The 23,856-nt window shown below is 68.7% G+C and carries 23 protein-coding genes and 1 pseudogene; 8 read left to right on the forward strand and 16 right to left on the reverse strand.

Annotation, left to right across the window (positions count from 1 at the left end; translation table 11 throughout):
* Nucleotides 1-275: 275 nt before the first annotated feature.
* The 4 genes from ACM6LU_RS31255 to ACM6LU_RS31270 all read right to left on the reverse strand — a co-directional run bounded on the left by ACM6LU_RS31255 (nucleotide 276) and on the right by ACM6LU_RS31270 (nucleotide 4,111).
* A complete protein-coding gene (locus tag ACM6LU_RS31255) occupies nucleotides 276-539 on the reverse strand; it encodes a DUF397 domain-containing protein (protein ID WP_414941402.1) in 264 nt (87 codons plus the stop codon).
* A gap of 88 nt (nucleotides 540-627) precedes the next feature.
* Nucleotides 628-1,641: a ketol-acid reductoisomerase gene (gene ilvC / locus ACM6LU_RS31260; protein WP_414941403.1), complete on the reverse strand. Its 1,014-nt coding sequence runs from the start codon at nucleotides 1,639-1,641 to the stop codon at nucleotides 628-630.
* Nucleotides 1,642-1,733: 92 nt separating this feature from the next.
* Nucleotides 1,734-2,240 (reverse strand): acetolactate synthase small subunit, encoded by a 507-nt coding sequence (gene ilvN / locus ACM6LU_RS31265; RefSeq protein ID WP_076162709.1) that lies wholly within the window; start codon nucleotides 2,238-2,240, stop codon nucleotides 1,734-1,736.
* The gene (locus tag ACM6LU_RS31270) at nucleotides 2,237-4,111 is read right to left on the reverse strand and encodes an acetolactate synthase large subunit (protein ID WP_414941404.1); all 1,875 of its coding nucleotides are present in this window, start codon (nucleotides 4,109-4,111) and stop codon (nucleotides 2,237-2,239) included. The genes ilvN and ACM6LU_RS31270 overlap by 4 nt, the downstream gene beginning before the upstream one ends.
* Before the next feature lie 344 nt (nucleotides 4,112-4,455).
* Between ACM6LU_RS31270 and ACM6LU_RS31275 the strand changes: the two genes are divergently transcribed.
* Both ACM6LU_RS31275 and ilvD read left to right on the forward strand, forming a co-directional pair.
* A complete protein-coding gene (locus ACM6LU_RS31275) occupies nucleotides 4,456-4,914 on the forward strand; it encodes a PH domain-containing protein (protein WP_414941405.1) in 459 nt (152 codons plus the stop codon).
* A gap of 63 nt (nucleotides 4,915-4,977) precedes the next feature.
* Entirely contained in the window at nucleotides 4,978-6,822 is a 1,845-nt protein-coding gene (gene ilvD / locus ACM6LU_RS31280; protein ID WP_414941406.1) for a dihydroxy-acid dehydratase, read from the forward strand.
* A gap of 73 nt (nucleotides 6,823-6,895) precedes the next feature.
* Here ilvD and ACM6LU_RS31285 read toward each other — a convergent pair whose 3' ends face one another.
* The 3 genes from ACM6LU_RS31285 to ACM6LU_RS31295 all read right to left on the reverse strand — a co-directional run bounded on the left by ACM6LU_RS31285 (nucleotide 6,896) and on the right by ACM6LU_RS31295 (nucleotide 9,298).
* Nucleotides 6,896-7,438, reverse strand: coding sequence for a DoxX family protein (locus ACM6LU_RS31285; RefSeq protein WP_414941515.1), 543 nt, complete (start codon nucleotides 7,436-7,438; stop codon nucleotides 6,896-6,898).
* An 88-nt stretch (nucleotides 7,439-7,526) separates the two neighbouring features.
* Nucleotides 7,527-8,351 (reverse strand): DUF72 domain-containing protein, encoded by an 825-nt coding sequence (locus tag ACM6LU_RS31290; RefSeq protein WP_414941516.1) that lies wholly within the window; start codon nucleotides 8,349-8,351, stop codon nucleotides 7,527-7,529.
* Between the two features lie 41 nt (nucleotides 8,352-8,392).
* On the reverse strand, nucleotides 8,393-9,298 hold the full coding sequence (locus tag ACM6LU_RS31295; protein WP_414941407.1) for a 2-hydroxyacid dehydrogenase: 906 nt from the start codon (nucleotides 9,296-9,298) through the stop codon (nucleotides 8,393-8,395).
* A 64-nt stretch (nucleotides 9,299-9,362) separates the two neighbouring features.
* Here ACM6LU_RS31295 and ACM6LU_RS31300 point away from each other — a divergent pair, with 64 nt between their 5' ends.
* Nucleotides 9,363-10,586 carry a PQQ-dependent sugar dehydrogenase gene (locus ACM6LU_RS31300; RefSeq protein ID WP_414941409.1) on the forward strand — a complete coding sequence of 408 codons (1,224 nt, stop codon included), beginning with the start codon at nucleotides 9,363-9,365 and terminating at the stop codon, nucleotides 10,584-10,586.
* A 65-nt stretch (nucleotides 10,587-10,651) separates the two neighbouring features.
* Here the strand turns inward: ACM6LU_RS31300 and ACM6LU_RS31305 are convergent, their stop codons facing one another.
* Nucleotides 10,652-10,882, reverse strand: a complete 231-nt coding sequence (locus tag ACM6LU_RS31305; RefSeq protein ID WP_414941410.1) for a hypothetical protein — start codon at nucleotides 10,880-10,882, stop codon at nucleotides 10,652-10,654.
* A 155-nt stretch (nucleotides 10,883-11,037) separates the two neighbouring features.
* Between ACM6LU_RS31305 and ACM6LU_RS31310 the strand changes: the two genes are divergently transcribed.
* Complete coding sequence (locus ACM6LU_RS31310) at nucleotides 11,038-11,331, forward strand: hypothetical protein (RefSeq protein WP_414941411.1); 294 nt, start codon at nucleotides 11,038-11,040, stop codon at nucleotides 11,329-11,331.
* 209 nt (nucleotides 11,332-11,540) lie between these two features.
* Here ACM6LU_RS31310 and ACM6LU_RS31315 read toward each other — a convergent pair whose 3' ends face one another.
* Genes ACM6LU_RS31315 through gatC form a run of 4 tightly spaced genes read right to left on the reverse strand, consistent with a single transcriptional unit; the run spans nucleotide 11,541 to nucleotide 15,355 of the window.
* Nucleotides 11,541-12,047, reverse strand: coding sequence for a hypothetical protein (locus ACM6LU_RS31315; protein WP_414941412.1), 507 nt, complete (start codon nucleotides 12,045-12,047; stop codon nucleotides 11,541-11,543).
* Nucleotides 12,040-13,545 carry an Asp-tRNA(Asn)/Glu-tRNA(Gln) amidotransferase subunit GatB gene (gatB, locus tag ACM6LU_RS31320; protein WP_414941413.1) on the reverse strand — a complete coding sequence of 502 codons (1,506 nt, stop codon included), beginning with the start codon at nucleotides 13,543-13,545 and terminating at the stop codon, nucleotides 12,040-12,042. The genes ACM6LU_RS31315 and gatB overlap by 8 nt, the downstream gene beginning before the upstream one ends.
* Nucleotides 13,542-15,059 carry an Asp-tRNA(Asn)/Glu-tRNA(Gln) amidotransferase subunit GatA gene (gatA, locus tag ACM6LU_RS31325; RefSeq protein WP_414941414.1) on the reverse strand — a complete coding sequence of 506 codons (1,518 nt, stop codon included), beginning with the start codon at nucleotides 15,057-15,059 and terminating at the stop codon, nucleotides 13,542-13,544. Before gatA ends, gatB begins: the two co-directional genes overlap by 4 nt.
* The gene (gatC, locus tag ACM6LU_RS31330) at nucleotides 15,056-15,355 is read right to left on the reverse strand and encodes an Asp-tRNA(Asn)/Glu-tRNA(Gln) amidotransferase subunit GatC (RefSeq protein ID WP_414941415.1); all 300 of its coding nucleotides are present in this window, start codon (nucleotides 15,353-15,355) and stop codon (nucleotides 15,056-15,058) included. The genes gatA and gatC overlap by 4 nt, the downstream gene beginning before the upstream one ends.
* 245 nt (nucleotides 15,356-15,600) lie before the next feature.
* On the opposite strand from gatC, the gene ACM6LU_RS31335 reads away from it, so the two are divergent.
* Nucleotides 15,601-16,254, forward strand: coding sequence for an amino acid-binding protein (locus ACM6LU_RS31335; protein ID WP_414941416.1), 654 nt, complete (start codon nucleotides 15,601-15,603; stop codon nucleotides 16,252-16,254).
* A gap of 584 nt (nucleotides 16,255-16,838) precedes the next feature.
* On the opposite strand, the gene ACM6LU_RS31340 is transcribed toward ACM6LU_RS31335, so the two are convergent.
* From ACM6LU_RS31340 to ACM6LU_RS31355, 4 genes are read right to left on the reverse strand one after another with little or no spacing between them, the layout of a single operon-like run.
* The gene (locus tag ACM6LU_RS31340; RefSeq protein WP_414941417.1) at nucleotides 16,839-17,336 is read right to left on the reverse strand and encodes a GNAT family N-acetyltransferase; all 498 of its coding nucleotides are present in this window, start codon (nucleotides 17,334-17,336) and stop codon (nucleotides 16,839-16,841) included.
* Nucleotides 17,329-19,503 carry an NAD-dependent DNA ligase LigA gene (gene ligA / locus ACM6LU_RS31345; RefSeq protein ID WP_414941419.1) on the reverse strand — a complete coding sequence of 725 codons (2,175 nt, stop codon included), beginning with the start codon at nucleotides 19,501-19,503 and terminating at the stop codon, nucleotides 17,329-17,331. Before ligA ends, ACM6LU_RS31340 begins: the two co-directional genes overlap by 8 nt.
* A complete protein-coding gene (locus ACM6LU_RS31350) occupies nucleotides 19,484-20,188 on the reverse strand; it encodes a hypothetical protein (RefSeq protein WP_414941420.1) in 705 nt (234 codons plus the stop codon). Before ACM6LU_RS31350 ends, ligA begins: the two co-directional genes overlap by 20 nt.
* Before the next feature lie 21 nt (nucleotides 20,189-20,209).
* Nucleotides 20,210-21,247, reverse strand: coding sequence for a methionine synthase (locus ACM6LU_RS31355; protein ID WP_414941421.1), 1,038 nt, complete (start codon nucleotides 21,245-21,247; stop codon nucleotides 20,210-20,212).
* A 120-nt stretch (nucleotides 21,248-21,367) separates the two neighbouring features.
* On the opposite strand from ACM6LU_RS31355, the gene ACM6LU_RS31360 reads away from it, so the two are divergent.
* The 3 genes and pseudogenes from ACM6LU_RS31360 to ACM6LU_RS31370 all read left to right on the forward strand — a co-directional run bounded on the left by ACM6LU_RS31360 (nucleotide 21,368) and on the right by ACM6LU_RS31370 (nucleotide 23,838).
* A complete protein-coding gene (locus ACM6LU_RS31360; RefSeq protein ID WP_414941422.1) occupies nucleotides 21,368-22,177 on the forward strand; it encodes a phospholipid scramblase-related protein in 810 nt (269 codons plus the stop codon).
* Between the two features lie 182 nt (nucleotides 22,178-22,359).
* A pseudogene (locus tag ACM6LU_RS31365) lies at nucleotides 22,360-23,398 on the forward strand (MBL fold metallo-hydrolase).
* Entirely contained in the window at nucleotides 23,395-23,838 is a 444-nt protein-coding gene (locus tag ACM6LU_RS31370) for a GNAT family N-acetyltransferase (protein ID WP_414941423.1), read from the forward strand. Before ACM6LU_RS31365 ends, ACM6LU_RS31370 begins: the two are co-directional and overlap by 4 nt.
* Nucleotides 23,839-23,856 lie beyond the last annotated feature (18 nt).

Here is a 23,856-nt window from a genome sequence, read left to right on the forward strand (position 1 = left end):
CGAGCGGCTCGTGGACGGCGAGTGGGGCGAACTGTCAGAACTCTATGCCCGGGGCCAAGACGCTGAAGACCCGGCAGGACCTGCGTGAACATTTCAAGTTCGGCGAGCGGCACGAGGTCGATTTCCAGGTCCGTGATCTGGTGATCCACGAGACCCTCGCCCCCGCGGTCGTGATCGGCGAGTTCGATTGTCAGGGTACAGCGGGCGGCAGCCCGCAATTCCGTGCGCGACGGGTTGATCGTCGAATGGCGGCTGGACGAGCTGTTCGCGCTCGGTTAAGCGGGAAGGTCGAATTCGCCGTCCGCGACGCCTTTCACGAAGGCATCCCATTCCCTCGGGGTGAACACGAGGACATGGCCGTCCGGATCCGAGGTCTGGCGCATCGCGGTGTAGGTGACGCCGTCGGTGTGCGGCACCAACGCGTACTCGACGCAGTCTTCGAGGTCGGCACCCTCCGGCTCCGCCCGGATCCACGTCACTTCGGTCAGGTCCAGCTCTGGCCGGATTTGGGCCTTGTCATCCACCGGCTGCTCACTCATGGTTTCCACGCTATCGCTTTCCGGCACGCAAAACGAAGGGGCCCTTCACGATGAAGGGCCCCTTCGCGGTGACAACTAAGCGGTGAAACTAGGCGGTCTCGGTGATCGGCCGGTCCACCCACGACATCAGGTCGCGCAGCTTCTTGCCGGTCTCCTCGATCGGGTGCTGGTTGCCCTGCTCCTCGAGCTTGGTGAAGTTCGGCCGTCCGGCCTCGTCCTCGGCGACCCATTCGCGGGCGAAGGTGCCGTCCTGGATCTCGCCGAGGATCTTCTTCATCTCTTCCTTGACCGCCGGCGAGATGACGCGCGGGCCGCGGGTCAGGTCGCCGTACTCGGCGGTGTCGGAGATCGAGTAGCGCTGACGCGCGATGCCGCCCTCGTACATGAGGTCGACGATCAGCTTCAGCTCGTGCAGCACCTCGAAGTAGGCGATCTCCGGGGCGTAACCGGCCTCGGTGAGCACCTCGAAACCGGTCTGCACCAGCGCGGAGGCCCCACCGCAGAGAACGGCCTGCTCGCCGAAGAGGTCGGTCTCGGTCTCCTCGGTGAAGGTCGTCTTGATGACACCCGCGCGGGCTCCACCGATGGCGGCGGCATAGGACAGCGCGAGGGCCTGCGCGTTGCCGGAGGCGTCCTGCTCGACCGCGATGAGCGCCGGAACGCCCTTGCCGTCGACGAACTGGCGGCGGACCAGGTGGCCCGGGCCCTTCGGCGCGACCATGGCGACGTCCACGCCTGCCGGCGGCTTGATCAGGTCGTAGCGGATGTTGAAGCCGTGCCCGAAGAACAGCGCGTCACCGTCCTTGAGGTTCGGCTCGATGTCCTTTTCGTAGATCGCGCGCTGCTTGGTGTCGGGCGCGAGGACCATGATCAGGTCGGCTTCGGCGCTGGCCTCGGCCGGGGTGAGCACGCGGAGACCCTGTTCCTCGGCCTTGGCCCGCGACTTCGAGCCCTCGGGCAGGCCGATGCGGACGTCGACGCCGGAGTCGCGCAGGCTGAGCGAGTGCGCGTGGCCCTGGCTGCCGTAGCCGATCACGGCGACCTTGCGACCCTGGATGATCGAAAGGTCCGCGTCGTCGTCGTAGAAGATTTCCACTGCCATGAGGGGTACTGTTTCCTTTCCTGACTTACAAAATTAAGGCGCCCTGTGAAGCGCAGCTTCTCTGTTGAGGGTGGCGGCGGGGCATGGATGGACTATCGAGCGGAGGTGGCGGTTATCGACCGCGCGCCACGGCCGACCGCGACCATTCCGGACTGGACCAGTTCACGGATGCCATAGGGCTCCAGCATCCGCAGCAGGGCACCGATCTTGTCCGAGGTCCCGGTGGCTTCGACGGTGAGCGCCTCGGGAGACACATCCACCACTTTCGCACGGAAAAGCTGCACTGTTTCGAGGACCTGGCTGCGCACGGTGGCGTCGGCCCGGACCTTGACGAGCAGCAGTTCGCGCTGCACGGCTGTGGACTTTTCCAATTCCACGATCTTGATGACGTTGACCAGCTTGTTGAGCTGTTTGGTCACCTGTTCGAGCGGTAGCTCTTCGACGGCGACCACGATCGTCATCCGGGACACCTCGGGATTCTCCGTGGGTCCGACGGCGAGGGATTCGATGTTGAAACCGCGCCGGGAGAACAGTCCGGAAACCCGCGCGAGGACACCGGGCTTGTTCTCCACCAGAACGCTCAGGGTGTGCACGCTCATCGGGCGTCTCCTTCTGTGGCGGCGTTCAGCTCCGCCTCCTCGGCGACTTCATCGTCGTCGAAGAGCGGGCGGATCCCGCGCACGGACATGATTTCGTCGTTACCGGTGCCCGAGGCCACCATGGGCCACACCTGGGCATCCTTCCCCACCACGAAATCGATCACGACGGGGCGGTCGTTGATCTCCATGGCGCGCCGGATGGTGGCGTCGACGTCCTCCTTGGTCTCACAGCGGAGCCCGGCGCAGCCGAGCGCCTCCGCGAGCAGGGTGAAGTCGGGGATGCGGTGCTTGTGGGTACCGAGATCGGTATTGGAGTACCGCTCCGAGTAGAAGAGGTTCTGCCACTGGCGGACCATGCCCAGGTTGCCGTTGTTGATGACGGCGACCTTGATCGGCGCGCCCTCGATGGCGCAGGTGGCCAGTTCCTGGTTCGTCATCTGGAAACAGCCGTCGCCGTCGATGGCCCAGACCTGCTTGTCCGGCATACCGAACTTGGCGCCCATCGCGGCGGGGACGGCGAAGCCCATCGTGCCGAGGCCGCCGGAGTTGATCCAGGTGCGCGGGTTCTCGTACTTCACGAACTGCGCGGCCCACATCTGGTGCTGGCCGACGCCCGCGGTGTAGACCGCGTCCGGGCCGACGAGCGAACCGATCCGCTCGATGACGTACTGCGGGGAAAGCGTCCCGTCCTCGGGCCACTCGTAGCCGGCCGGGTAGTCGTCGCGCCAGGAGCTGACCTGCGTCCACCAGTCCTTCAGATCCGGCTTCGCGGACTTGTCGGTCTCGGCGCGGACGGCCTCGATCAGCTCGGTGATGATCTCCGCGCAGTCGCCGACGATCGGCACGTCCGCCTTGCGGTTCTTGGAGATCTCGGCCGGATCGATGTCGGCGTGCACGATGGCGGCGTCGGGTGCGAACGAGGACAGCTGCCCGGTGACGCGGTCGTCGAAGCGGGCGCCGAGCGCGATCAGCAGATCCGCTCGCTGCATCGCGGCGACCGCGGAGACCGAGCCGTGCATGCCCGGCATACCGAGGTGCTGCGGATGCGAATCGGGGAACGCGCCGCGGGCCATCAGCGTGGTGACGACCGGGATCCCGGTCAGCTCGGCCAATTCCATCAGCTGACGCGAGGCGTCCGCCTTGATCACGCCACCGCCGACGTAGAGGACCGGGCGACGCGACTTGCTGATCAGCCGGGCGGCCTCGCGGACCTGCTTGCCGTGCGGGCGCAGCGTGGGACGGTAACCCGGCAGCCGCATCTCCGTCGGCCAGGAGAAGGAAGTCATCTCCTGGAGGACGTCCTTGGGGATGTCCACCAGGACCGGGCCGGGGCGGCCGGTCGAGGCGAGATGGAAGGCCTCCGCGATGGTGCGCGGGATGTCCGCCGGGTCGGTGACCAGGAAGTTGTGCTTGGTGATCGGCATCGTGATGCCGCAGATGTCGGCTTCCTGGAAGGCGTCCGTGCCGATCAGCGCGCGGGACTGCTGACCGGTGATGGCGACCACCGGCACCGAGTCCATGTTCGCGTCGGCCAGCGGGGTGACCAGGTTGGTCGCGCCGGGACCCGACGTGGCCATGCACACACCGACCTTGCCGGTCGCCTGCGCGTACCCGGTGGCGGCGTGGCCGGCGCCCTGTTCGTGGCGGACCAGGACGTGGCGGACCTTCGTCGAGTCGAGCAACGGGTCGTACGCCGGGAGAATGGTGCCGCCGGGAATACCGAACACGACTTCCGCGCCCACCGCCTCGAGCGAGCGGACGAGCGACTGCGCGCCCGTGACCCGCACGGGGGTCCCGGCCGGCGGTGCCGGCTTGGGTCGGGACCCGGATGTTCCGGTGTTCGCTTCAGCTCGCGAGGTGGCACTAGTCATCGCTGTTTGCCTCGTCTTGTCTAGTCACTCGTTCGGGTATTCATTGGCTGGTTCGGCGGATGAAACTGTTCCAGGCTACGCTGCGCCAATGTTTTGAACATCAAAAAACCCCCGCCGACCGGAGTGGTCGCACGAGGGTCGCGCGTCGACGCAGCGGAGACTTCCCTAAGCGTCGACGCGCTTGGGAAGTACGAGGCCGGTCTGCGTTGTCACGAGAGTGAAGCTAGCCGGTCCCCGTCAAGAGTGTCAACTCTGCGGGACGGCGATTCCGCATGCTGGACACTGTCGGTGTACTACAAGACCCGCGTTCGAGGTCCGAAGGGACGCGGTGCACCATCTTTGACGTGGCAGAAGAAAAGCAGCAGGAACAGGCGAACGAGGCTCCCAAAGCCGTCTTCAAGATTCCGAACACGGCGTTGTTGGCGATCGCTTTCCTCGTCGTTTGTGTGACGCCTGTCGCGTTCGGCGACGTGCCGTACCTCCAATGGCTCTACGTCTTCCCGATCGCGCTCGCGGTGTTCGTCATCCGGACCCGCACGACCGCGACGGCCGAAGGACTGGAAGTCCGCACGGTGTTCGGACGGCGGGACCTGCCGTGGTCCTCCCTCAAGGGCCTCGCCATCACCGACAAGGCGAAGGTGCAGGCGGTGCTGAAGGACGAGACCAAGGTCGCCCTCCCGGCCGTGCGCACTCGCCATCTTCCGGTGATGTCGCTGGTCAGCGCGGGCCACATGGCCGATCCTTCCGGGCTGACCGACGACGCGGGCGAGGCTCCGGAAAAGACCGGCGATTCCGGGGAGTAGGATTGGTAGGACCAGTTTGGCGCTCGTTCACCCCGGTCCCCACCCCGAACCTTGGAGTCAGCCGTGCCCCCACTCCGTTCCCGGACCACCACCCACGGCCGCAACGCGGCGGGCGCCCGCTCGCTCTGGCGCGCCACCGGGATGACCGACAGCGACTTCGGGAAGCCGATCGTCGCCATCGCGAACTCCTACACCCAGTTCGTGCCGGGGCACGTGCACCTCAAGGACCTCGGCGAGATCGTGGCCGGCGCGGTGAAGGAGGCGGGCGGTGTCGCCCGCGAGTTCCACACGATCGCCGTCGACGACGGGATCGCCATGGGGCACAGCGGAATGCTGTACTCGCTGCCCTCGCGCGAGATCATCGCCGACGCGTGCGAATACATGGTGAACGCGCACCAGGCCGACGCGCTGGTCTGCATCTCCAACTGCGACAAGATCACCCCCGGCATGCTGAACGCCGCGATGCGGCTGAACATCCCGGCGGTGTTCGTCTCCGGCGGGCCGATGGAGGCCGGGAAGGCCGTGGTCGTCGGCGGGGTCGCCCAGGCGCCGACCGACCTCATCACCGCGATCGCCGCGTCGGCCAACAGCGAGGTCGACGAGGACGGGCTGTCCATTGTGGAGCGCTCGGCCTGTCCGACCTGCGGCTCGTGTTCGGGCATGTTCACCGCGAATTCGATGAACTGCCTCACCGAGGCGCTCGGGCTCTCGCTGCCGGGCAACGGTTCCACCCTCGCGACGCACGCCGCGCGCAAGGCGCTGTTCGAGAACGCCGGGCGCACGGTCGTCGAACTGTGCAAGCGCTGGTATGAGCAGGACGACGAGTCCGCGCTCCCGCGCTCGATCGCCTCGAAGAAGGCGTTCGAGAACGCGATGGCCCTCGACATGGCGATGGGCGGTTCGACCAACACCGTGCTGCACGTCCTCGCCGCCGCGCAGGAGGGCGAGGTCGACTTCACCATCGACGACATCGACGCCATCGGCCGCCGCGTGCCGTGCCTGTCGAAGGTCGCGCCGAACTCGGACTACCACATGGAGGACGTCCACCGCGCCGGCGGAATCCCGGCCATCCTCGGTGAGCTGTACCGCGGTGGGCTGCTGAACACCGACGTCCACTCCGTGCACTCGCCGGACCTCGACTCGTGGCTGTCCACTTGGGACATCCGCGCGAAGGAGCCGTCGGAGCGGGCGGTCGAACTGTTCCACGCGGCGCCGGGCGGGGTCCGGACCACGAAGGCGTTCTCCACCGAGAACCGCTGGTCCTCTTTGGACACCGACGCCGCGGACGGCTGCATCCACGACGTCGAGCACGCCCATACCAAGGACGGCGGACTCGCGATCCTCCGCGGGAACCTCGCCGAGAACGGCGCGGTCATCAAGTCCGCGGGCATCGACGAGGAACTCTGGCGCTTCGAGGGCCCGGCCCGGGTGCTGGAAAGCCAGGAGGAGGCGGTTTCGGCCATCCTCAAGAAGGAGATCCAGCCCGGCGAGGTGCTGGTGATCCGCTATGAAGGTCCGGCGGGTGGCCCCGGGATGCAGGAGATGCTGCACCCGACGGCGTTCCTCAAGGGCTCCGGCCTCGGCAAGAAGTGCGCGCTGATCACCGACGGCCGGTTCTCCGGCGGTTCGTCGGGCATCTCGGTGGGGCACATCTCCCCCGAGGCCGCCGCGGGCGGGGCGATCGGCCTCGTCCAGAACGGCGACCGGATCCTGCTCGACGTCCACGAGCGCCGTCTCGAGCTGCTCGTCGACGCGGACGTGCTGGCCGAGCGGCGCGCGAAGATGGAGGCGAGCGAACGGCCTTGGCAGCCGGTCTCGCGGGACCGGCCGGTCACCGCCGCGCTGCGGGCTTACGCGCGGATGGCGACTTCGGCCGACACCGGCGCCGTGCGAGACCCGAGCAAGTAGTCCTCTGGTTGCGGGGGCTCACGTGTGATGCGAGCCAGGACCGCAACCAGAGGACTACTCGCGGACCGGTCCGTCAGCGGCAGAGGACGATCACCACGACCGAAGCCGCCGCCGCCAGCAGGAGCCCGATCAGCCCGAACGGAAGCGGCCGCTTTCGCCAAGGCGTGTTGACGTCCAGCGCGATCCGGCCCGAGCCCGCGAGCAGGACGGTCAGCGAGGCCGCGCCCAGCAGGAGTTCGAACTCGAAGCCCTGCCCCTCCTTCTGGAAGAACCCGCCGCCGAACTTCACGAACACGATGTTCGCGCAGACCCCGAGCAGGGCGGCGGCACCGACCGGGGTGAACAGGCCCACCAGGACGAGCGCGCCGCCGAGCACCTCGCTGATCCCGGTGATCCACGAGAGCAGCGTGGTCTGGGTGGTGTAGCCGAAGTTGCCGAGCACCCTGGCGAAGCCGCTGACCCCAGGCCCGCCGAAGGCGCCGAAGAGGTGCTGCAGCCCGTGCGCGCCCATGGTCACGCCGAGCACCACTCGCAGGACGAGCAGACCGAGGTCGATCCCACCCCTGGTCTCCGCCGGGGCCGGGCCGCTGTCGGAGTCGGCCACGTCCGAGATCATGCCGGTCTGGTAGTCATCGCTCACGCGCGAAGGGTAGGCGAAACCGGCCCGTCAGGCGACTGAACCGCCGGACCGGTGGCAAAGCGGCTCAGAACAGGGTCGCGGGCTCGACCGGTTCGGGCTCGGGCAGCGGGTCGAGGCCCGGCACCAGGGCGCGCACGTCGTCGTGGAACCGGCGGGCGAGCGCCGGTGCGTCGTCGTTGTCCGGGGTGTGCAGGAAGACCGTCGGCGACCGGCCCGCACGCAGCCATTCGGCGACCACCTCGGTCCACGGTCCCCATCCCTGGACGGTCTCCTCGGTCGAGTCCCGGCCGAGGTAACGGACGATCGGCCGGTCGGTCAGCGCCCGCGTCCGCCGCGGCAGCCGGGGTTTCTTGGCCCAGGCGTCCTGTTCGGCCTCGCTTATCGGCGGGCTCTGGAAGAAGACCGTGGTGTCGAACGGCACCCATTCCGCGTCCGCGTCGGTGAGCGTTCTCTCCAGCAGCGACGTCGAGCGGGCGTCGGTGTGGAACTCCGGGTGGCGTACCTCCACGGCGCGCCGTCGGCCGGCGGGGAGCCGTCGCAGGAAGCGGCCGAGGGAGTCGACGTCCGACGGGCCGAACGAGGCGGGCAACTGGGTCCACAGGACCGCCCGGTCGCCGAGGGGTTCGATCGCGTCCAGGAACGCCCGCATCTCGGTCTCGACACCGGCGAGCCGTCGCTCGTGCGTGACGACCTTGGGCAGCTTGACCACGAACCGGAAGCCGGGGTCGGTCTGCCGTGCCCACGTCGCGACGGTGTCCCTGGCAGGGGTCGCGTAGAAGGTGGTGTTGCCTTCGACCGCGTTGCACCAGCCGGAGTAGGCCCGCAGGCGCTCCCCTGCCGTCGACGACCGCGGCAGGAACCGTCCGGCCCACGCCTTGTGCGTCCACATCGCACAGCCGACATGAAGACCTGTCACACCCGTCACCCTGCTCAGTATTCGCCGTGGACCAGGTTCTTCGGCAGCTCTCCGCTCAGATAGTGGCTCAGTTCCCGCACCACCACCGCGTAGGCGCGCTGCCGCCGCCCGCTCACCGCGCCCGCGACGTGCGGCGTCAGCAACAGCCCCGGCACCTCCCACAGCGGATGTCCCTCGGGCAGCGGTTCGGGATCGGTGACGTCGAGGGCGGCGCGCAGCCTTCCCGACGCGAGTTCCGCGACGAGCGCGTCGGTGACGACGACCGGTCCCCGCGAAACGTTGACGAGGATCGCCCCGTCCGGCATCGCGGCGAGGAACTCCGCGTCGACCAGACCCTGGGTGTGCTGGGTGAGCGGCACCATCAGGACCGCGATGTCGTGTTCGGGCAGCAGGCCGGGGAGTTCGCCGACGCCGTGCACGCCCTCGCGAGCGGTCGCGCCGACCATCGTGCACCGCACGTCGAAGGTCTCCAGCCGTCGCCGCAGGTGCTTGCCGAGGTCGCCCGCGCCGACGATGAGGGCTCGCTTGCCCTGCAGGGTGTCGGTGATCCGGCGTTCCCAGTGCTTCCGCCGCAGGCCATCGGCGAAACCGTCGAGACCGCGGTAGATCGCCAGGAGGACCGCGACGACCCACTCGGCGGAGCTTCCACCGTGCGCGCCGCGGCAGGTCGAAAGCAGGACGCCGTCCGGCACTTTGCCGATCCAGTCCTCCGCCCCGGCCACCAGCAACTGCACGAGTCTGACGTTCGGCAGTTCGCGCCACATGTCGTCACTGGGCTGGTCACCGGTCACGAGGACTTGGGCCTCGGCGGCTTCGGCAGGCGCCGGCTCTCCCCGGCGGTACACCACCGGACGCACACCTTCGATCTCCGAAAGCGCGGCCACTCCGTCTTCGTCGGGTACGAGCACGGTTACCGTCATGATCACCACGGTAATCCAGTGCCGCTTACCCGTGGCTCACGCAGGCCCACCTAGGCTGGGCCCCGTGCGTACCAGGTACCGGCGGAAATGGACCGCGCCGCTGGCTCTGCTGACCTGCGGCGCCCTGCTTCTCTCCGGCTGCGCCGATTTCGACAACACGGCTGCCGGGCAGAAGTTCACGCCGGTCAACCCGCCGTCTCCCGAGGTCCCGCCGCAGGCCGGGCCTGGCGGTGAGGCGGGTGACTCCGGTCCCGGCCGTGGCAGCGGACCGAACCAGACGCCGACCCCGGTTCCACCGCCGCAGGGCTGCAAGGACTTCGACAAGGCCGTCATCGCGACCTGTCTGGACACCGTCGCCGCCGTGGCCGCGATCCCCGGTGACGGCTCCGCGCCCAGCGCGCTCGCGGGGGAACGCAAGAGCGGCCGGATCATGCTCGCCGCCGCCGAGAAGGATCCGGCCGACTGGGCCACCATCCCCGTGGACGGTTCCGGCGACGGGGGCCTCACCTCGCTCGCGCTGTCCCCCGGTTTCGCCGAAGACCAGCTGGTCTTCGCGTACATCACCACGCCGACCGACAACCGGGTCGTCCGGCTGGCGAAGGGTCAGGCGCCGAAGCCGGTGCTGACCGGCATTCCCAAGGGCGCCACCGGCAACCGTGGCGTGATCGGCACCGACGCCAAGGGCGCGCTCCTGGTCGCCACCGGCGACGCGGGCAACGCCGGACTCGCGGCCGATCCGGCGTCGCTGGCCGGGAAGGTGCTGCGCGTCGACACCTCCGGCAAACCGGCGCCGGGCAACCCGACGGCGGGCTCGGCGGTCTTCTCGACCGGCGTGCACTCGCCCGGCGGCTTGTGCCGCGACCAGGCCGGTTCGCGGGTGTGGCTGACCGACAGGCTGGCGGACAAGGACGTCGTCTACCGGCTTCACGCGGGCCAGCCGCTGACCACCCCGGCGTGGAGCTGGCCGGACAAGCCCGGCGTCGCGGGATGCGCGGACTTCGTCGGAGCCACCGGCTATCTCTCCGTGGCGACGTCGATCGCGGGGAATCTGCAGAACCTGCCGGTGACCCCGGACGGCGCGATCACCGGCAAGCCCAACGTCAACATGGACGGCAAGGTCGGCAAGCCGCCGAAGACCTTCGGCCGCCTGGCTTCCATGAGCATGATCAACCCGCAGATCGCGCTGGCCGGCACGGTCAACAAGGACGGCGGGGCGCCGGTGTCGAGCGACGACCGCGTCGTCATCATCACGCCGAGCGCCGCGTCCGGCGGGGGCGGCAAGGACTAGGTGTACTGCCTCGGACACACGAGAGTGGCCGGGCCGATATCGGCCCGGCCACTCTCGTAGTCGGATCAGCCGCCGATCGTGTAGGCGTAGAGGTGCCACCCGTCCATCTGGGTGTACTGGCACCTGGTACGCACATCGCTGCTGGCCCAGGCGTCAGCGGCCACCAGGCACTGCCCCTCCGTGGGGTAGCTGCCGATGAAGACCCAGTCGACTGCTGCCGCGGTGCCGGTGGCACCGCCGAACAGGATGGCTGCGGATGCGGTCAGAATGGCGATTCGCCCCAGTATCTTCTTCACCGCGAGATCATCTCAGGGACGAGCCCGCCGTGTTGCCTTTTGTCGGAAATTCCCTTACCTGGACGGTCGCGGGAACACCGGCGGGGTGAACCGGACGAACGAGGGCGGGACGGGCTTTCCTTGCCCTGCGGGTCGAACAGGTCCGGTACCAGCTGATGATCCTGGCCATAGGCGGACGCGGCGGCGGTGAGCCGGTGCGGGTCCGTGGCAGGCCGGCGTCCACTGTCCACACGGGACAGCAACGTGCGGAGCAGGACGATCTCCTCCGCCGCGTTGAACGAGCAGTGGCCGCCCCTGTTGACGTAGGTCTGGCGCGACCGGGCGGGATCGCCGCGCCGTCTCGGACCTGGTCGGCGTACGAGCGGACCTGGTCCGAGACGGCGCCGCCGTCGCCGGTGGTGTGCACGGTCAGCACGGGCGACGGGGTGGTGCCGCCCACCACCGTGTAGCGGTGCATGTACGCCTCCGCCTTCGAGTCGGCCGTGATCCGCGGAGCCGCGGCGAGCCTGTCGAGGTCGGTGTGAGGGCGTGACTCGCGTGCTCAGAGGCGTATCTCGCGTGCTTGGAGACCGAACTCGAGTGTGCGGAGTCTGAGCACGCGAGATCCGCCTTCAAGCACGCCTGGGGCGCAACTAGAGGACTAATTGCGGGAGGGGTGTCAGCGGCGGGTGCGGGTCTCGGCGCGCAGGACCCGGACGTCGAAGAAGGCGACGACGGCGGAGACCACACCGGCGAGCAGGCCGAGGTAGCGGCCCAGTCCGGTCCCGATCTCGACACCGGCCGCGGAGAGGATCCCTCGTTGGTCAGCGTCGAACTGCCAGTCGAGGGTGACCCAGCCGAGCACCATCAGCAGGAGCGCGCCGATCGCCGCCAGCAACCACAGATGCGGCAAACCCGCGCGGCGGACGGCGTCGACGCGGCCGAACAGCGCGACGGCGAGGCTGGGCAGGAACAGCAGGAAGAGCGGCGCCCAGGCGAGGAAGCCCGCGCGCCACGCGTCACGCGTGACGTCGGCGGCGGGCAACGTCGTCAGCACGTCTTCGATCTCCGGGCGCGACGCGGTCAGCGTCGTCCACGGCAGGAACAAGGCCACCAGCGCGAGCAGCCCGGCCGCGAGGCCGAGCCACTCACGCCAGGTGACCTTCTTCAAAGCGAGGTCAGGCACCGACCCGCTCGACGATCAGTTCGCGCACGCGCTTCGCGTCGGCCTGGCCCTTGGTGGCCTTCATGACCGCGCCGACGATCGCCCCGGCCGCGGCCACCTTGCCGCCGCGGATCTTCTCGGCGACGTCCGGCTGCGCGGCCAGCGCCTCGTCGACCGCCGCGATGAGCGCGGAGTCGTCGGAGACGACCTTCAGGCCGCGCTTCTCGATGACCTCGGCGGGCGAACCCTCGCCGGCGAGGACGCCCTGCACGACCTCCTTGGCCAGCTTGTTGGTCAGCTCACCGGATTTGACCAGCCCGATGACGTCGGCCAGCTGTGACGGCGTGATCGTCAGCTCGGCGAGCTCGATCTCGCGGGAGTTGGCCTCCTGCGCCAGCGTGTTGACCCACCAGCTGCGGGCCTCGTCCGGTGTCGCGCCCGCCACGACGGTCGCGGCGACCAGGTCGACCGCGCCGACGTTGAGCAGGTCGCGCAGCGCCTCGTCGGTCAGGTTCCACTCGCGCTGGATGCGCTTGCGGCGCTCCGCGGGCATCTCCGGCAAGGTCTTGCGCAGTTCCTCGACCCATTCGGCCGACGGCGCGATCGGCACCAGGTCGGGCTCCGGGAAGTACCGGTAGTCCTCGGCGGTCTCCTTGGTGCGGCCGGGTGACGTGGTGCCGTCGGCCTCCTGGAAGTGTCGCGTCTCCTGCTTGATCGTGCCGCCCTCGGCGAGGATCGCCGCCTGCCGGGTCATCTCGTAACGCACGGCGCGCTCGACGCTGCGCAGCGAGTTGACGTTCTTGGTCTCGGTGCGCGTGCCGAACTCGGTCGCGTCCTTGGCCATCAGCGACACGTTGGCGTCGCACCGGACCGAACCCTGGTCCATCCGGACATCCGAGACGTCGAGCGCGCTCAGCAGATCCCGCAGCGCGGTGACATACGCCCGCGCGACCTCGGGAGCGCGTTCACCGGTGTGCTCGATCGGCTTGGTGACGATCTCGATCAGCGGCACGCCGGCGCGGTTGTAGTCGAGCAGCGAGTGCTCGGCGCCGTGGATGCGACCGGTGGCGCCACCGACGTGCAGCGACTTGCCGGTGTCCTCCTCCATGTGCGCGCGCTCGATCTCCACACGCACGACCTCGCCGTCGTCCAGCGTCACGTCGAGGTAGCCGTTGAAGGCGATGGGCTCGTCGTACTGCGAGGTCTGGAAGTTCTTCGGCTGGTCCGGGTAGAAGTAGTTCTTCCTGGCGAACCGGCACCACGACGCGATCTCGCAGTTGAGCGCCAGGCCGATGCGGATCGCGCCCTCGACGGCCTTGCCGTTCACCACCGGCAGCGAGCCGGGCAGGCCGAGGCAGGTCGGGCACACCTTGGAGTTGGGCTCGCCGCCGAACTCGTTGGCACAGGCGCAGAACATCTTGGTGTTCGTGTTCAGCTCGACGTGCACCTCGAGGCCCAGCACCGGGTCGAACCGCTCGATGACGTCGGCGTAGTCCATGAGTTCCACTACGGCGGTCACTTCTTTCCTCCCAGCTCAGGAACCTGGTGCACCAGCGAACCGCCGTTGGCGGCGTCCCGCGCGACCTCGTAGGCGGCGCCGACGCGGTACAGCTTGTCGTCGGCCATCGCCGGGGCCATGATCTGCAGGCCGACCGGCAGGCCGTCCTCGTGCGACAGTCCACTCGGGACGCTCATCGCGGCGTTGCCTGCGAGGTTCGACGGGATGGTGCAGAGGTCCGCCAGGTACATCGCCATCGGGTCGTCGACACGCTCGCCGATCTTGAACGCGGTGGTCGGCGTGGTCGGTGAGACCAGCACGTCCACCTTCTCGTACGCGGCGTCGAAGTCGCGCGTGATGAGCGTGCGGACCTTCTGCGCCGAGCCGTAGTAGGCGTCGTAGTAGCCCGAGGACAGCGCGTACGTGCCGAGCATGATGCGGCGTTTGACCTCGGGGCCGAAGCCCTTCTCTCGGGTCAGCGACATGACCTCTTCGGCGCTGTGCGCGCCGTCGTCGGACACCCGCAGGCCGTAGCGCATGGCGTCGAACCGGGCGAGGTTCGACGAGCACTCGCTCGGCGCGATCAAGTAGTACGCGGGCAGCGCGTAGGTGAAGTTGGGGCACGAGACCTCGACGATCTCGGCGCCGAGCGCGCGCAACTGTTCGACGGCGGCCTCGAAGGACCGCAGGACTCCGGGCTGGTAGCCGTCGCCGGCGAACTCCTTCACCACGCCGACGCGGACGCCCTTGAGGTCTCCGGTCAGGCCCTGGCGGGCCGCGGCGACCACCGGCGGGACCGGCGCGTCGATCGAGGTCGAGTCCATCGGGTCGTACCCGGCGATGACCTCGTGCAGCAGTGCGGCGTCGAGCACCGTCCGCGCGCAGGGGCCGGCCTGGTCCAGCGACGAGGAGAAGGCGACGAGACCGTAGCGGGAGACACCGCCGTACGTCGGCTTCACGCCGACGGTGCCGGTGACCGCGCCGGGCTGGCGGATCGAGCCACCGGTGTCGGTGCCGATCGCGATCGCGGCCTCGAACGCCGCGATGGACGCCGAGGAGCCACCGCCGGAACCACCGGGGATACGGGCGTGGTCCCACGGGTTGTGCGTCGGGCCGAACGCGGAGTTCTCCGTGGAGGAGCCCATCGCGAACTCGTCCATGTTGGTCTTGCCGAGCACCACGACACCGGCCTCGCGCAGCTTGCGCGTCACGGTGGCGTCGTACGGCGGGATCCAGTTCTCCAGCGTCTTCGAACCGACGGTGGTCGGGATGCCCTTGGTGGTCAGCACGTCCTTGAGCGCCAGCGGCACCCCGGCGAGCGGCGACTTCGGCGCCTTGCCCTCGGCGACGTCGGCGTCCACCGCGCGGGCCGCGTCGAGCGCGCCCTCGGTGTCCACGTGCAGGAACGCGTGGATGTGCTCGTCGACCTCGGCGATCCGGTCCAGGTGGGCCTTGGCGACCTCGACCGCCGAGACCTCACGGGCCTGGATCTTGTCCGCCAGTTCGGCGGCGGTCAGTTTGATGAGTTCGGTCACTGCTCTTCTCCCAGAATCCGCGGCACCCGGAAACGACCCTCTTCGCCGGCAGGCGCACCGGCCAGCGCCTGCTGCTGGGTCAGCCCCGGTCGGACCGTGTCCTCACGGAACACGTTGGTCAGCGGGACGGCGTGCGACGTGGGCGGGACGTCCTCGCCTGCGACCTCGCTCACCTTGGCCACCGAGTCCAGGATCTGGTCGAGCTGGCCTGCGAAGACGTCCAGCTCCTCCTCGGTGACGGCAAGCCTGGCCAGCTTGGCGAGGTGTGCGACCTCGTCGCGGGAAATGTTGGGCACGCGGGTGACTCCCGGGGTGTGCTGTGCGGGTTCTGTCGGAAGCTGCAAGTCTATGGTGGCGGCGTCGGCGAACTCGACTGGGTTATGCCGCGGCCTGTCACTCCCACGTCGGGTAAGGAGTGCCTGGTTCGTTATCCCGCGCCCCGGACGTCGATCCCCATTACCTCGTCCGGTCTGTCACAATCGGCGCCCGGCGTAGCGCGTTCCACGGCGAGGCTGGAACGCCTGAGGCGAGAGGGGCGCGTGTGTCGTTCCTGATCCGGGTCCAATTACCGGACACCCCGGGGACCCTCGGCGCGGTCGCCACCGCGCTCGGCACCGTCGGCGCCGACATCCTGAGCGTGGACGTGGTCGAACGAGGCGGCGGTGTCGCCATCGACGACCTCGTCGTCGAAATCCCCTCCGGCAGGCTGCCGGACGCGCTGATCACCGCCGCCGAAAGCGTCGACGGCGTCGAGGTCGACGCCGTCCGCCCGTATGCCGGGGTACTGGACACCCATCGCGAACTCGAACTGGTCGAGGAAATCGCCGCGAAGCCCGCTTCGGGGCTGGAGATCCTCGCCGAGGGTGTGCCGCGGATCATCCGGGCGGGCTGGGCCGTCGTCGTCGAGCACTCGGAGTCCGGCGCCCTGCGGCTGGCGTCGTCCAACGCCGCGCCCGAGACGCCGATCACCGACCTGCCGTGGCTGCCGCTGGAACGCGCCACCATCCTCGACGCCGAGGAGGCCTGGGTCCCGGAGACGTGGAAGGAACTGGGCACGGAACTCGCGGCGACGCCGCTGGGGAAACCAGGGAAGGCGCTACTGGTCGCGCGGCCGGGCGGGCCGAACTTCCGGGCCGCAGAGGTGGCGCGGTTGGCGCACTTCGCGGGGATCGTGGCCGTCGTGCTGGATAGCTGAGCTTCGCGGGCAAGCGGCGGCGGTACCGAGTCGGTCGGCCTTGTTGCGGGATGGCCGTGAAGGCCTCCTTCGCTACCTTCAGAGTCAGGGTCTCGGCAAAGTCGAGGTCTTGTAGGTCAGGCGGCTCTTCGTCGCTGTGCGAGGCTGATGATGTAGGAGTTGGGACGTTGAGTCTCCCCATTCCTGCATCGTCGCGGGATCACACCGGTCACGGAACCCGATCACCAGAGGTTCAGGGGCATGCCTCCCCCAAGGAACCCCGGCACACGCCCGAGCGGGGAGGATTTCGGACGTTCAACGTCCCAAAACGTCCCCACTCGGCCCTTGCAGGCACCAGAAATGCCGGACTACCGCCAGCAGCGCTGACCAGCAGCTCTTCGACTTTGCCGGGACCCTGACCTTGAGAGCAGGGAAGGAGGCCTTCGCTACGTGACCGACGAGGCGAGGAGGCGGAACTCCCGCGACCTCGCCGCGCGAAGGACGCTTTCCCCGCATGCCATGCGGAGAAAGTCCCCTTCAGCCCCCTCACCCGTAACCCAGGATGACAAGCGCAATGAAGGGGCCCTTCGTAGCAAAGGTCGCGGCTAGGTGAGCTCCAGGCGGTAGGCGATCAGCGACACCCCAGGGTGCGGTTCCCAGTCCCGCTCCGGCATCCGCACAAAACCGAGCCGCTCGTACAGCCGGTGCGCCCGCGCCATCGTGACCAGACTGCACAGCACCACCCGGTCGACGTCCAGTTCCCGTGCCCGCGTGACGACCGCCCTGGTCAGCGCCTCGCCGATACCGCGCCCGGTGGCCGAGGGGAGCACGCCGAGCATGCGGAACTCCAGTTCGCCCTCGCGGGACAGCTCGGCGAACGGCGTCCCAGGCCGCGCGATGGTGACCGTGCCGACCAGCGTGCCGTCGCCGTCCACCGCGACCAGGAGCTCGGCCTGCTTCGCCCGCTTCGCGGCGTCGACGAGTTCGGCCGCGTAGCCTACGCCCTCCACGAGACCCCGTTCCGCGGCGTACGCGGCCAGGGTGAGCTCCCCGACCGCCTTCAGTTCGCCGTCACGGGCGGGCCTGATCTCCAGGTCACTCACCACTCTCCTCCTCGGCGGGCTCGTCGGTGGGCAGCGCGAGTTCCGCGGCCGCCTCGGGGCCGCTCTCCAGCAGCACCCGGAAGCCGTTCTCGTCGAGCACCGGCACCTTCAGCTGGACGGCCTTGTCGTACTTCGTCCCCGGCGCGTCCCCCACGACGACGAACGCCGTCTTCTTCGACACCGAACCGGCCGCCTTCCCGCCTCGGGCCATGATGAACTCCTTGGCCTCGTCACGGGAGTAGTCGTTCAGCGAACCGGTGACGACGATCGACAGGCCTTCGAGGTTGCGCGGGATGGACTCGTCGCGTTCCTCCTCCATCCGCACGCCCGCCGCGCGCCATTTCTCGACGATCTCGCGGTGCCAGTCGACCTCGAACCATTCCTTCGCGGCTCGCACGATGGTCGGGCCGACCCCGTCGACACTGGCGAGCTCCTCCTCGGAGGCGTTCTCGATCCGTTCCAGTGAACCGAATTCCCTCGCGAGCGCCTGCGCCGCCGTCGGGCCGACATGCCGGATCGAGAGCCCGACGATGACCTTCCACAGTGGACGGTCCTTGACGGTTTCGAGGTTCTCCAGCAGTTTGCGCCCGTTGGCCGACAGCTCCCCAGCCTTGGTGCGGAACAGTTCGACTTCGAGCAGCTTCTCCTCGTCCAGGTCGAAGATGTCGCCTTCGTCGTGCACGACACCGGCGTCCAGCAGCGCCACCGCGGCCTCGTACCCGACCACCTCGATGTCGAAGACGTTCCGGCTCGCCAGGTGGAACAACCGCTCCCGCCGCTGCGCCGGGCAGAACCGCGCGTTCGGGCAACGGATGTCGATGTCGCCCTCCTTCTGATACGCCAGTTCCGTGTCGCAGTTGGGGCAGCGCAGCGGCATGACGAACTCGCGCTCCTCACCGGTGCGCGCGTCGGCGACCGGGCCGAGCACCTCGGGGATGACGTCGCCAGCCTTGCGGATCACGACCTTGTCCCCGATCAGCACGCCCTTGCGCTTGACCTCTTCCTGGTTGTGCAGCGTCGCCATCGCCACCGTGGACCCGGCGACCTTCACCGGCTCCATCACCGCGAACGGGGTGACCCGCCCGGTGCGGCCGACGTTGACCTGGATGTCCAGCAGGGTGGTGATCGCCTCTTCCGGCGGGTACTTGTAGGCGATCGCCCAGCGCGGCGCGCGTGAGGTCGTCCCGAGACGGCGCTGCAGCGCGACCTCGTCGACCTTGATGACCACGCCGTCGATCTCGTGCTCGGCGTCGTGGCGGTGCTCGCCCCAGTACTCGATGTGCTCCAGCAGTTCCTCGCCAGAGGTCAGCACCTTGCTGTGCGGCGAGACCGGCAGGCCCCACGCGGCGAGCGCGTCGTACGCCTCGGACTGGCGCTTCGGCTCGAACCCTTCGCGTTTCCCGAGGCCGTGGCAGATCAGCCGCAGGTTGCGGGACTTCGTGATCTTCGGATCCTTCTGCCGCAACGATCCGGCGGCGGTGTTGCGCGGGTTCGCGTACGGGTCCTTGCCCGCCTCGACCATCTTCGCGTTGAGTGCCAGGAAGTCCTCGACGCGGAAGAACACCTCGCCGCGGACCTCGACCAGTGCGGGCACCGGGAACTCATCGGTGCCTGTCAGCCGATCCGGCACCTGCTCCAGCGTGCGGACGTTGAGCGTGACGTCCTCGCCGGTGCGGCCGTCGCCCCTGGTCAGCGCGCGGGTCAGGCGGCCGTTCTCGTACAGCAGGTTGATCGCGAGCCCGTCGATCTTCAGTTCGGCGAGGTACTTCGTCGTGCCGATCTCCTTCCGCACCCGCTCGACCCAGGTCTCGAAACTTTCGCTGTCGAAGACGTTGTCCAGGCTGAGCATGCGCTCGAGGTGGTCGTGCGCGAGGAACTCGGTCGAGAACGTGCCGCCGACGTTCTGCGTCGGCGACTCCGGCGTCACCAGCCCCGGGTGCTCGTCCTCGATGGCCTGGAGTTCGTTGAGCAGCGTGTCGAACTGGCCATCGGACACGATCGGTGAGTCCAGCACGTAGTACCGGAACTGGTGCCCGCGGATCTCCTCCGCCAGTTCGGCGTGCCGTTCGCGGACCTCGGCGGGGACCTCGGTGATGTCCTGCGCCGGCTCGGGGTTTTCGGGAAGTTCGCTGCTCACGGGGGTAAGCCTAGTCGGGGGTACCGACATTTCCGGACGTACCGGAGCCGAGTCGGCCGACCACTTCACGAAGCTCCAGAAGGGTCAGCTGTCCCTCCTGCGCCTCGGTCACCAGCTCGACCTTGCCCAGCCTTTCGGCCGCGACACGCTCACCCAGCGTGGCGTCCAGCGGCAGGAAGGTCATGGTCGTCCGGGTCTCCGGCCGGAGTTCTTCGATCAGCGGATGGAACACGGTCACATCCACCCGTCCGGCTGATTCGTCCACCTTCGCGGTCACACGGACGTCGGCGAGCGCGATGCGGGTCTCGCCGAGGTTGACGGTGACCTCACTCGGATCGGGGACCGGCGGCACGGAGTCGTGGTACTCCCAGATCGCGTCCTCCGGCGGCGCGGCGGCCTTCCACGCGTCGGTGTACGGGCGCAGTTCCGGATCCTCCTGGCCGGTGACCACCAGCGAGTAGATCGCCCGGTGCCCACGATCGAGGGAGAAGTGCAGCCGCGGGTGCAGCGCCTCGACGATGGTGCAGAGGTCGTGTTCCACGCGATGCGGTTCGCGGTCGCCGAGCGCGGCGCTGACCTCCGGCAGCAGTGCGAACCACGCCTCCCAGAACGTCACCGCCGCGGCGGCCGCGTCCTCGGGGACCGGCTGCTCCGGCCAGGCGGTGCGGGGGTCGGGGACGTCCTCGGCCTTACGGGAACGGCGGAACAAACGCATGCGGGCACGCTACCGCGCCGGTCACCAGCCTTCAGGCGGTTCGAGGAAAGCCTTGCCCGCCTCCCGGCCGAGCGTGAACGCGTGGCGCATCCAGTCGGGGGTGGCGCCCGCGAGACCGCACGCCGGCGTCGGCACGACGCGTTCGGCGAGGATCTCGCGACGGAATCCGAGCCTGTCGACGAGTTTGAACACGGGCGTGACCACGTCACGCAGCGCCACTGGAACACCGGGGTCGGCTGTGGGGACGAGCCCGAGCATCAGCGTCGTGCCGGAGTCCAGCGTCTCGCCGATCTCGTCGAGCTGCGCGGGCGAAGCACCCTTCAGCAGGGTGAAGTCGAAGGCGATCGCTTTCGCCCCCGCCGCGCGCAGCAACGAGATCGGTGGCTTCTCGGCGCAGCAGTGCACCGCGACCGGCTGCCCGGTGATGCGCTCCGCCCCGGAGATCACCGTCGAAAGCAGTTCGCGGGCTTCCGGCGCGGGGACGGCGGAAACCGTGCCGTACCCGGACGCCGTCGGAAGATCGCCGGCGAGGACCGCGGGCAGCGAGGGTTCGTCGAACTGCAGCACCACCGGCGCTCCGATGCGCGACTTCAGCTCCGCGACGTGCTCGGCCAGGCCGTCCAGCAAGGACGCGGTGAAATCACGCAGCGCACCCCGATCGGTGAGGATCCGGTGCCCGCGCTGGAGTTCGATGTTCGCGGCGAGGGTCCAGGGGCCCGCGACCTGTGTCTTGAAAACCGGCGGCGCGGCACCCGCCTTCTCCCTGGCCTCCTGTACGGCGTCGAGGTCCCAGTTCATCAGGTCGACGGCCCGGCGGTGGTCGTGCCCCGGGTGCGCGGCGACCCGATAACCGCTCGGCACCACCTCGACGGCGAGATCGACCAGCAGCGCCGCCGTCCGGCCGATCAGGTCGGCACCGACGCCACGCGCGGGAAGTTCGGGCAGATAGGGGAATTCGGGCAGTTCGCCGAACACGATCGACGCGGCCTCGACCGGATCGGTGCCGGGCTGGGAACCGATCGCGGTCGCGGCGCCAGGGGGCCAAGGTCGTTCGTTCACCCCCGGATTCTCCCCTTGGTCCCACTCGGCGGGGCGGCGGGGCACGTGACGACACGGACATTCGCCGCAATTGCCGTCGACAGGCCCGCGGGGGCGCCTCGCGCATTACGCTGACCTGCCATGACGAGCTCTCCACAGCCCGCCGGCTGGTATCCCGACCAGCAGGACCCCCGGGTGTACCGGTGGTGGGACGGGCGGGCCTGGACGGCCAACACGCGGCCGTCCCACGATGCCGAGATGATCGAATTGGACATCGAAGGCGCGCGAGACCCGAACAAGATCCGGGCGCAGGCGGCCAAGGGGACGCAAGGCCGGGCGAACGGACTCACCGGCGGCGGGACCCTGTTCTCCGAACCCGTGCTGGTCGTCAACCAGCGCGCGAAGCTCATCGAGATGGCGGGCGAGTTCGGGGTGTTCGACCAGAACGGCAACCGCCTCGGCGGCGTCGTCCAGGTCGGGCAGAGCACGTTGAAGAAAGCCATCCGGCTGCTCACGAACTACGACCAGTTCCTGACCCACCGCTTCGAAATCCGCGACGCGAACCACAGCACCGTGCTGAAGGTGACGCGGCCGGCGAAGGTGTTCAAATCCCGGTTCCTGGTCACGAAGGCCGACGACACCTCGATCGGGGAGATCGTGCAGGAGAACGTCTTCGGCAAGATCCGGCTGGGTTTCGTGGTCGACGGCCAGAAGGTCGGCGGGATCTTCGCGGAGAACTGGCGAGCGTGGAACTTCGTGATCAAGGACCACGCCGACGTCGAGATCGCGCGGATCACCAAGACCTGGGGCGGTTTCGTGAAGGCCGCGTTCACCGCCGCCGACAACTACGTCGTCGAGATCCACCGTCCGCTGCGGGATCCGCTGGCTTCGATGGTGGTCGCTTCGGCGCTGACCATCGACACCGCGCTGAAGCAGGACGACAACCGCTGACCTGCCGCAATTAGTCCTCTAGTTGCGGTCCTTGCGCGTGCAACTACCGCAACTAGAGGACTAAACGCGTGGGGGGCTAGTGACACGGGTCTCACCCCGGTCAAGTGGACACTCGGCTTCCGGCGGCACAAAGTGGAAGAACCGGTCGGCACGCCGGAGTGCGTCCGGGGACGGAGGACACCATGGAGCCGTTGCCCGAAGACGGCGAACGGGACTGGGCCGAACCAGGCGTGTACACGGTTTCGCCGGGGGTCCACCGGATCCCGCTGCCCCTGCCGCACGACGCGTTGGCGCGCGGTCAACGTCTACGTCGTCACCGACGGCACCCGCCTGGTCCTCATCGACTCGGGCTGGGCCCTGGAGTCGGCGCGTGAGCGGCTTTCACGCGGGTTGAAGGCGCTCGGCGCCGATCTCGGCGACATCGACGAATTCCTAATCACCCACGTGCATCGCGATCATTACACCCTCGCGGTGGAACTGCGCCGCGAGTTCGGCGGCAAGGTCGGGCTCGGGAAGCTGGAAGAACCTTCACTGGTGCGCTCCGGTGATCCAGACCGCTTCCCGATGGAGGCGCAGGTCGACCTGCTGGAGCGTTGCGGCGCGGCCCCTGTCGTCGAGGTGCTCGCCAAGGCCTTCGGCGACGTCCGGCACACCGAGGCGCATCTGTGGGAGCAGCCCGACGAATGGCTCGGCCCCGGCAAGCGCACGATCGTGCCTGGCCGCGAGTTCGACATCGTGCACACGCCGGGTCACACCGCCGGGCACGTCGTCTTCGTCGACGACGAGGCGGGGCTGGTGTTCTCCGGCGACCACGTGCTGCCGCACATCACGCCTTCCATCGGGTTTCAGCCGGTGCCCGCCGACCTGCCGCTGAGCGACTACCTCGACTCCCTGCGCCTAATGCGCGAGATGCCGGACCGGCGCATGCTGCCCGCGCACGGCCGGGTGACCGACAGTGTCCACGCCCGTGTGGACGAACTGCTGGAACACCACCGCGACCGGCTCGAGGTCATGGGTGCCGAGATCACCGCGGACGTCACGACCGCGTACGAGGTCGCGCTCCGGCTGGGCTGGACGCGCAGGTTGCGCAAGCTCCCGGAGATGGACCCGTTCAACCAGATGCTCGCCGTCCTCGAGACCGGTTCGCATCTGGATCTGCTGGTGGCACAGGGGAAGCTCACCGCGACCGAGACCGATGGAGTGCGACACTACGCCTCATGATCATCCGTCAAGCGCGCCAGGAAGACGTCGCGGCGATCGTCGGGATGCTCGCCGACGACCAGATCGGCAGCACCCGCGACTCCACTGACGACCTCACGCCGTATCTCAAAGCATTCGAGGAGATCGACGCCGATCCGGCGCAAGTGCTGATCGTCGCCGACGACGCCGGGGAGGCCGTCGGCACGCTCCAGCTGTCGATCATTCCGGGCCTGGCGAGGAAAGGCGCGCTGCGCGGGCAGATCGAGGCGGTCCGGGTGCGGGCGAGCCATCGCGGGTCCGGGCTCGGCGGCGAGCTGATGACCTGGGCCATCGACGAATCCCGGCGCCGGGGCTGCGCGCTCGTGCAGCTGACGTCGGATGTGAAACGCGAGGACGCGCACCGCTTCTACGAGCGCCTCGGTTTCGAGGCCACTCATACCGGCTTCAAACTCAAGCTCTAACCCGCCACCCGCCGCGTT

The sequence above is a fragment of the Amycolatopsis sp. cmx-11-51 genome (assembly GCF_047608665.1).
GTDB lineage: Bacteria > Actinomycetota > Actinomycetes > Mycobacteriales > Pseudonocardiaceae > Amycolatopsis.

Bases quoted from the DNA above. Each gene is read 5' to 3' on its own strand.
- ilvN (WP_076162709.1), bottom strand. From the start codon at position 2,240: ATGAGCGTGCACACCCTGAGCGTTCTGGTGGAGAACAAGCCCGGTGTC.
- ilvC (WP_414941403.1), bottom strand. From the start codon at position 1,641: ATGGCAGTGGAAATCTTCTACGACGACGACGCGGACCTTTCGATCATC.
- ACM6LU_RS31270 (WP_414941404.1), bottom strand. From the start codon at position 4,111: ATGACTAGTGCCACCTCGCGAGCTGAAGCGAACACCGGAACATCCGGG.
- ACM6LU_RS31295 (WP_414941407.1), bottom strand. From the start codon at position 9,298: ATGACGGTAACCGTGCTCGTACCCGACGAAGACGGAGTGGCCGCGCTT.
- ACM6LU_RS31350 (WP_414941420.1), bottom strand. From the start codon at position 20,188: ATGCGTTTGTTCCGCCGTTCCCGTAAGGCCGAGGACGTCCCCGACCCC.
- ACM6LU_RS31310 (WP_414941411.1), top strand. From the start codon at position 11,038: ATGATCCTGGCCATAGGCGGACGCGGCGGCGGTGAGCCGGTGCGGGTC.
- ACM6LU_RS31255 (WP_414941402.1), bottom strand. From the start codon at position 539: ATGAGTGAGCAGCCGGTGGATGACAAGGCCCAAATCCGGCCAGAGCTG.
- ligA (WP_414941419.1), bottom strand. From the start codon at position 19,503: ATGTCGGTACCCCCGACTAGGCTTACCCCCGTGAGCAGCGAACTTCCC.
- ACM6LU_RS31290 (WP_414941516.1), bottom strand. From the start codon at position 8,351: ATGTGGACGCACAAGGCGTGGGCCGGACGGTTCCTGCCGCGGTCGTCG.
- ACM6LU_RS31360 (WP_414941422.1), top strand. From the start codon at position 21,368: ATGACGAGCTCTCCACAGCCCGCCGGCTGGTATCCCGACCAGCAGGAC.
- ACM6LU_RS31285 (WP_414941515.1), bottom strand. From the start codon at position 7,438: ATGATCTCGGACGTGGCCGACTCCGACAGCGGCCCGGCCCCGGCGGAG.
- ACM6LU_RS31370 (WP_414941423.1), top strand. From the start codon at position 23,395: ATGATCATCCGTCAAGCGCGCCAGGAAGACGTCGCGGCGATCGTCGGG.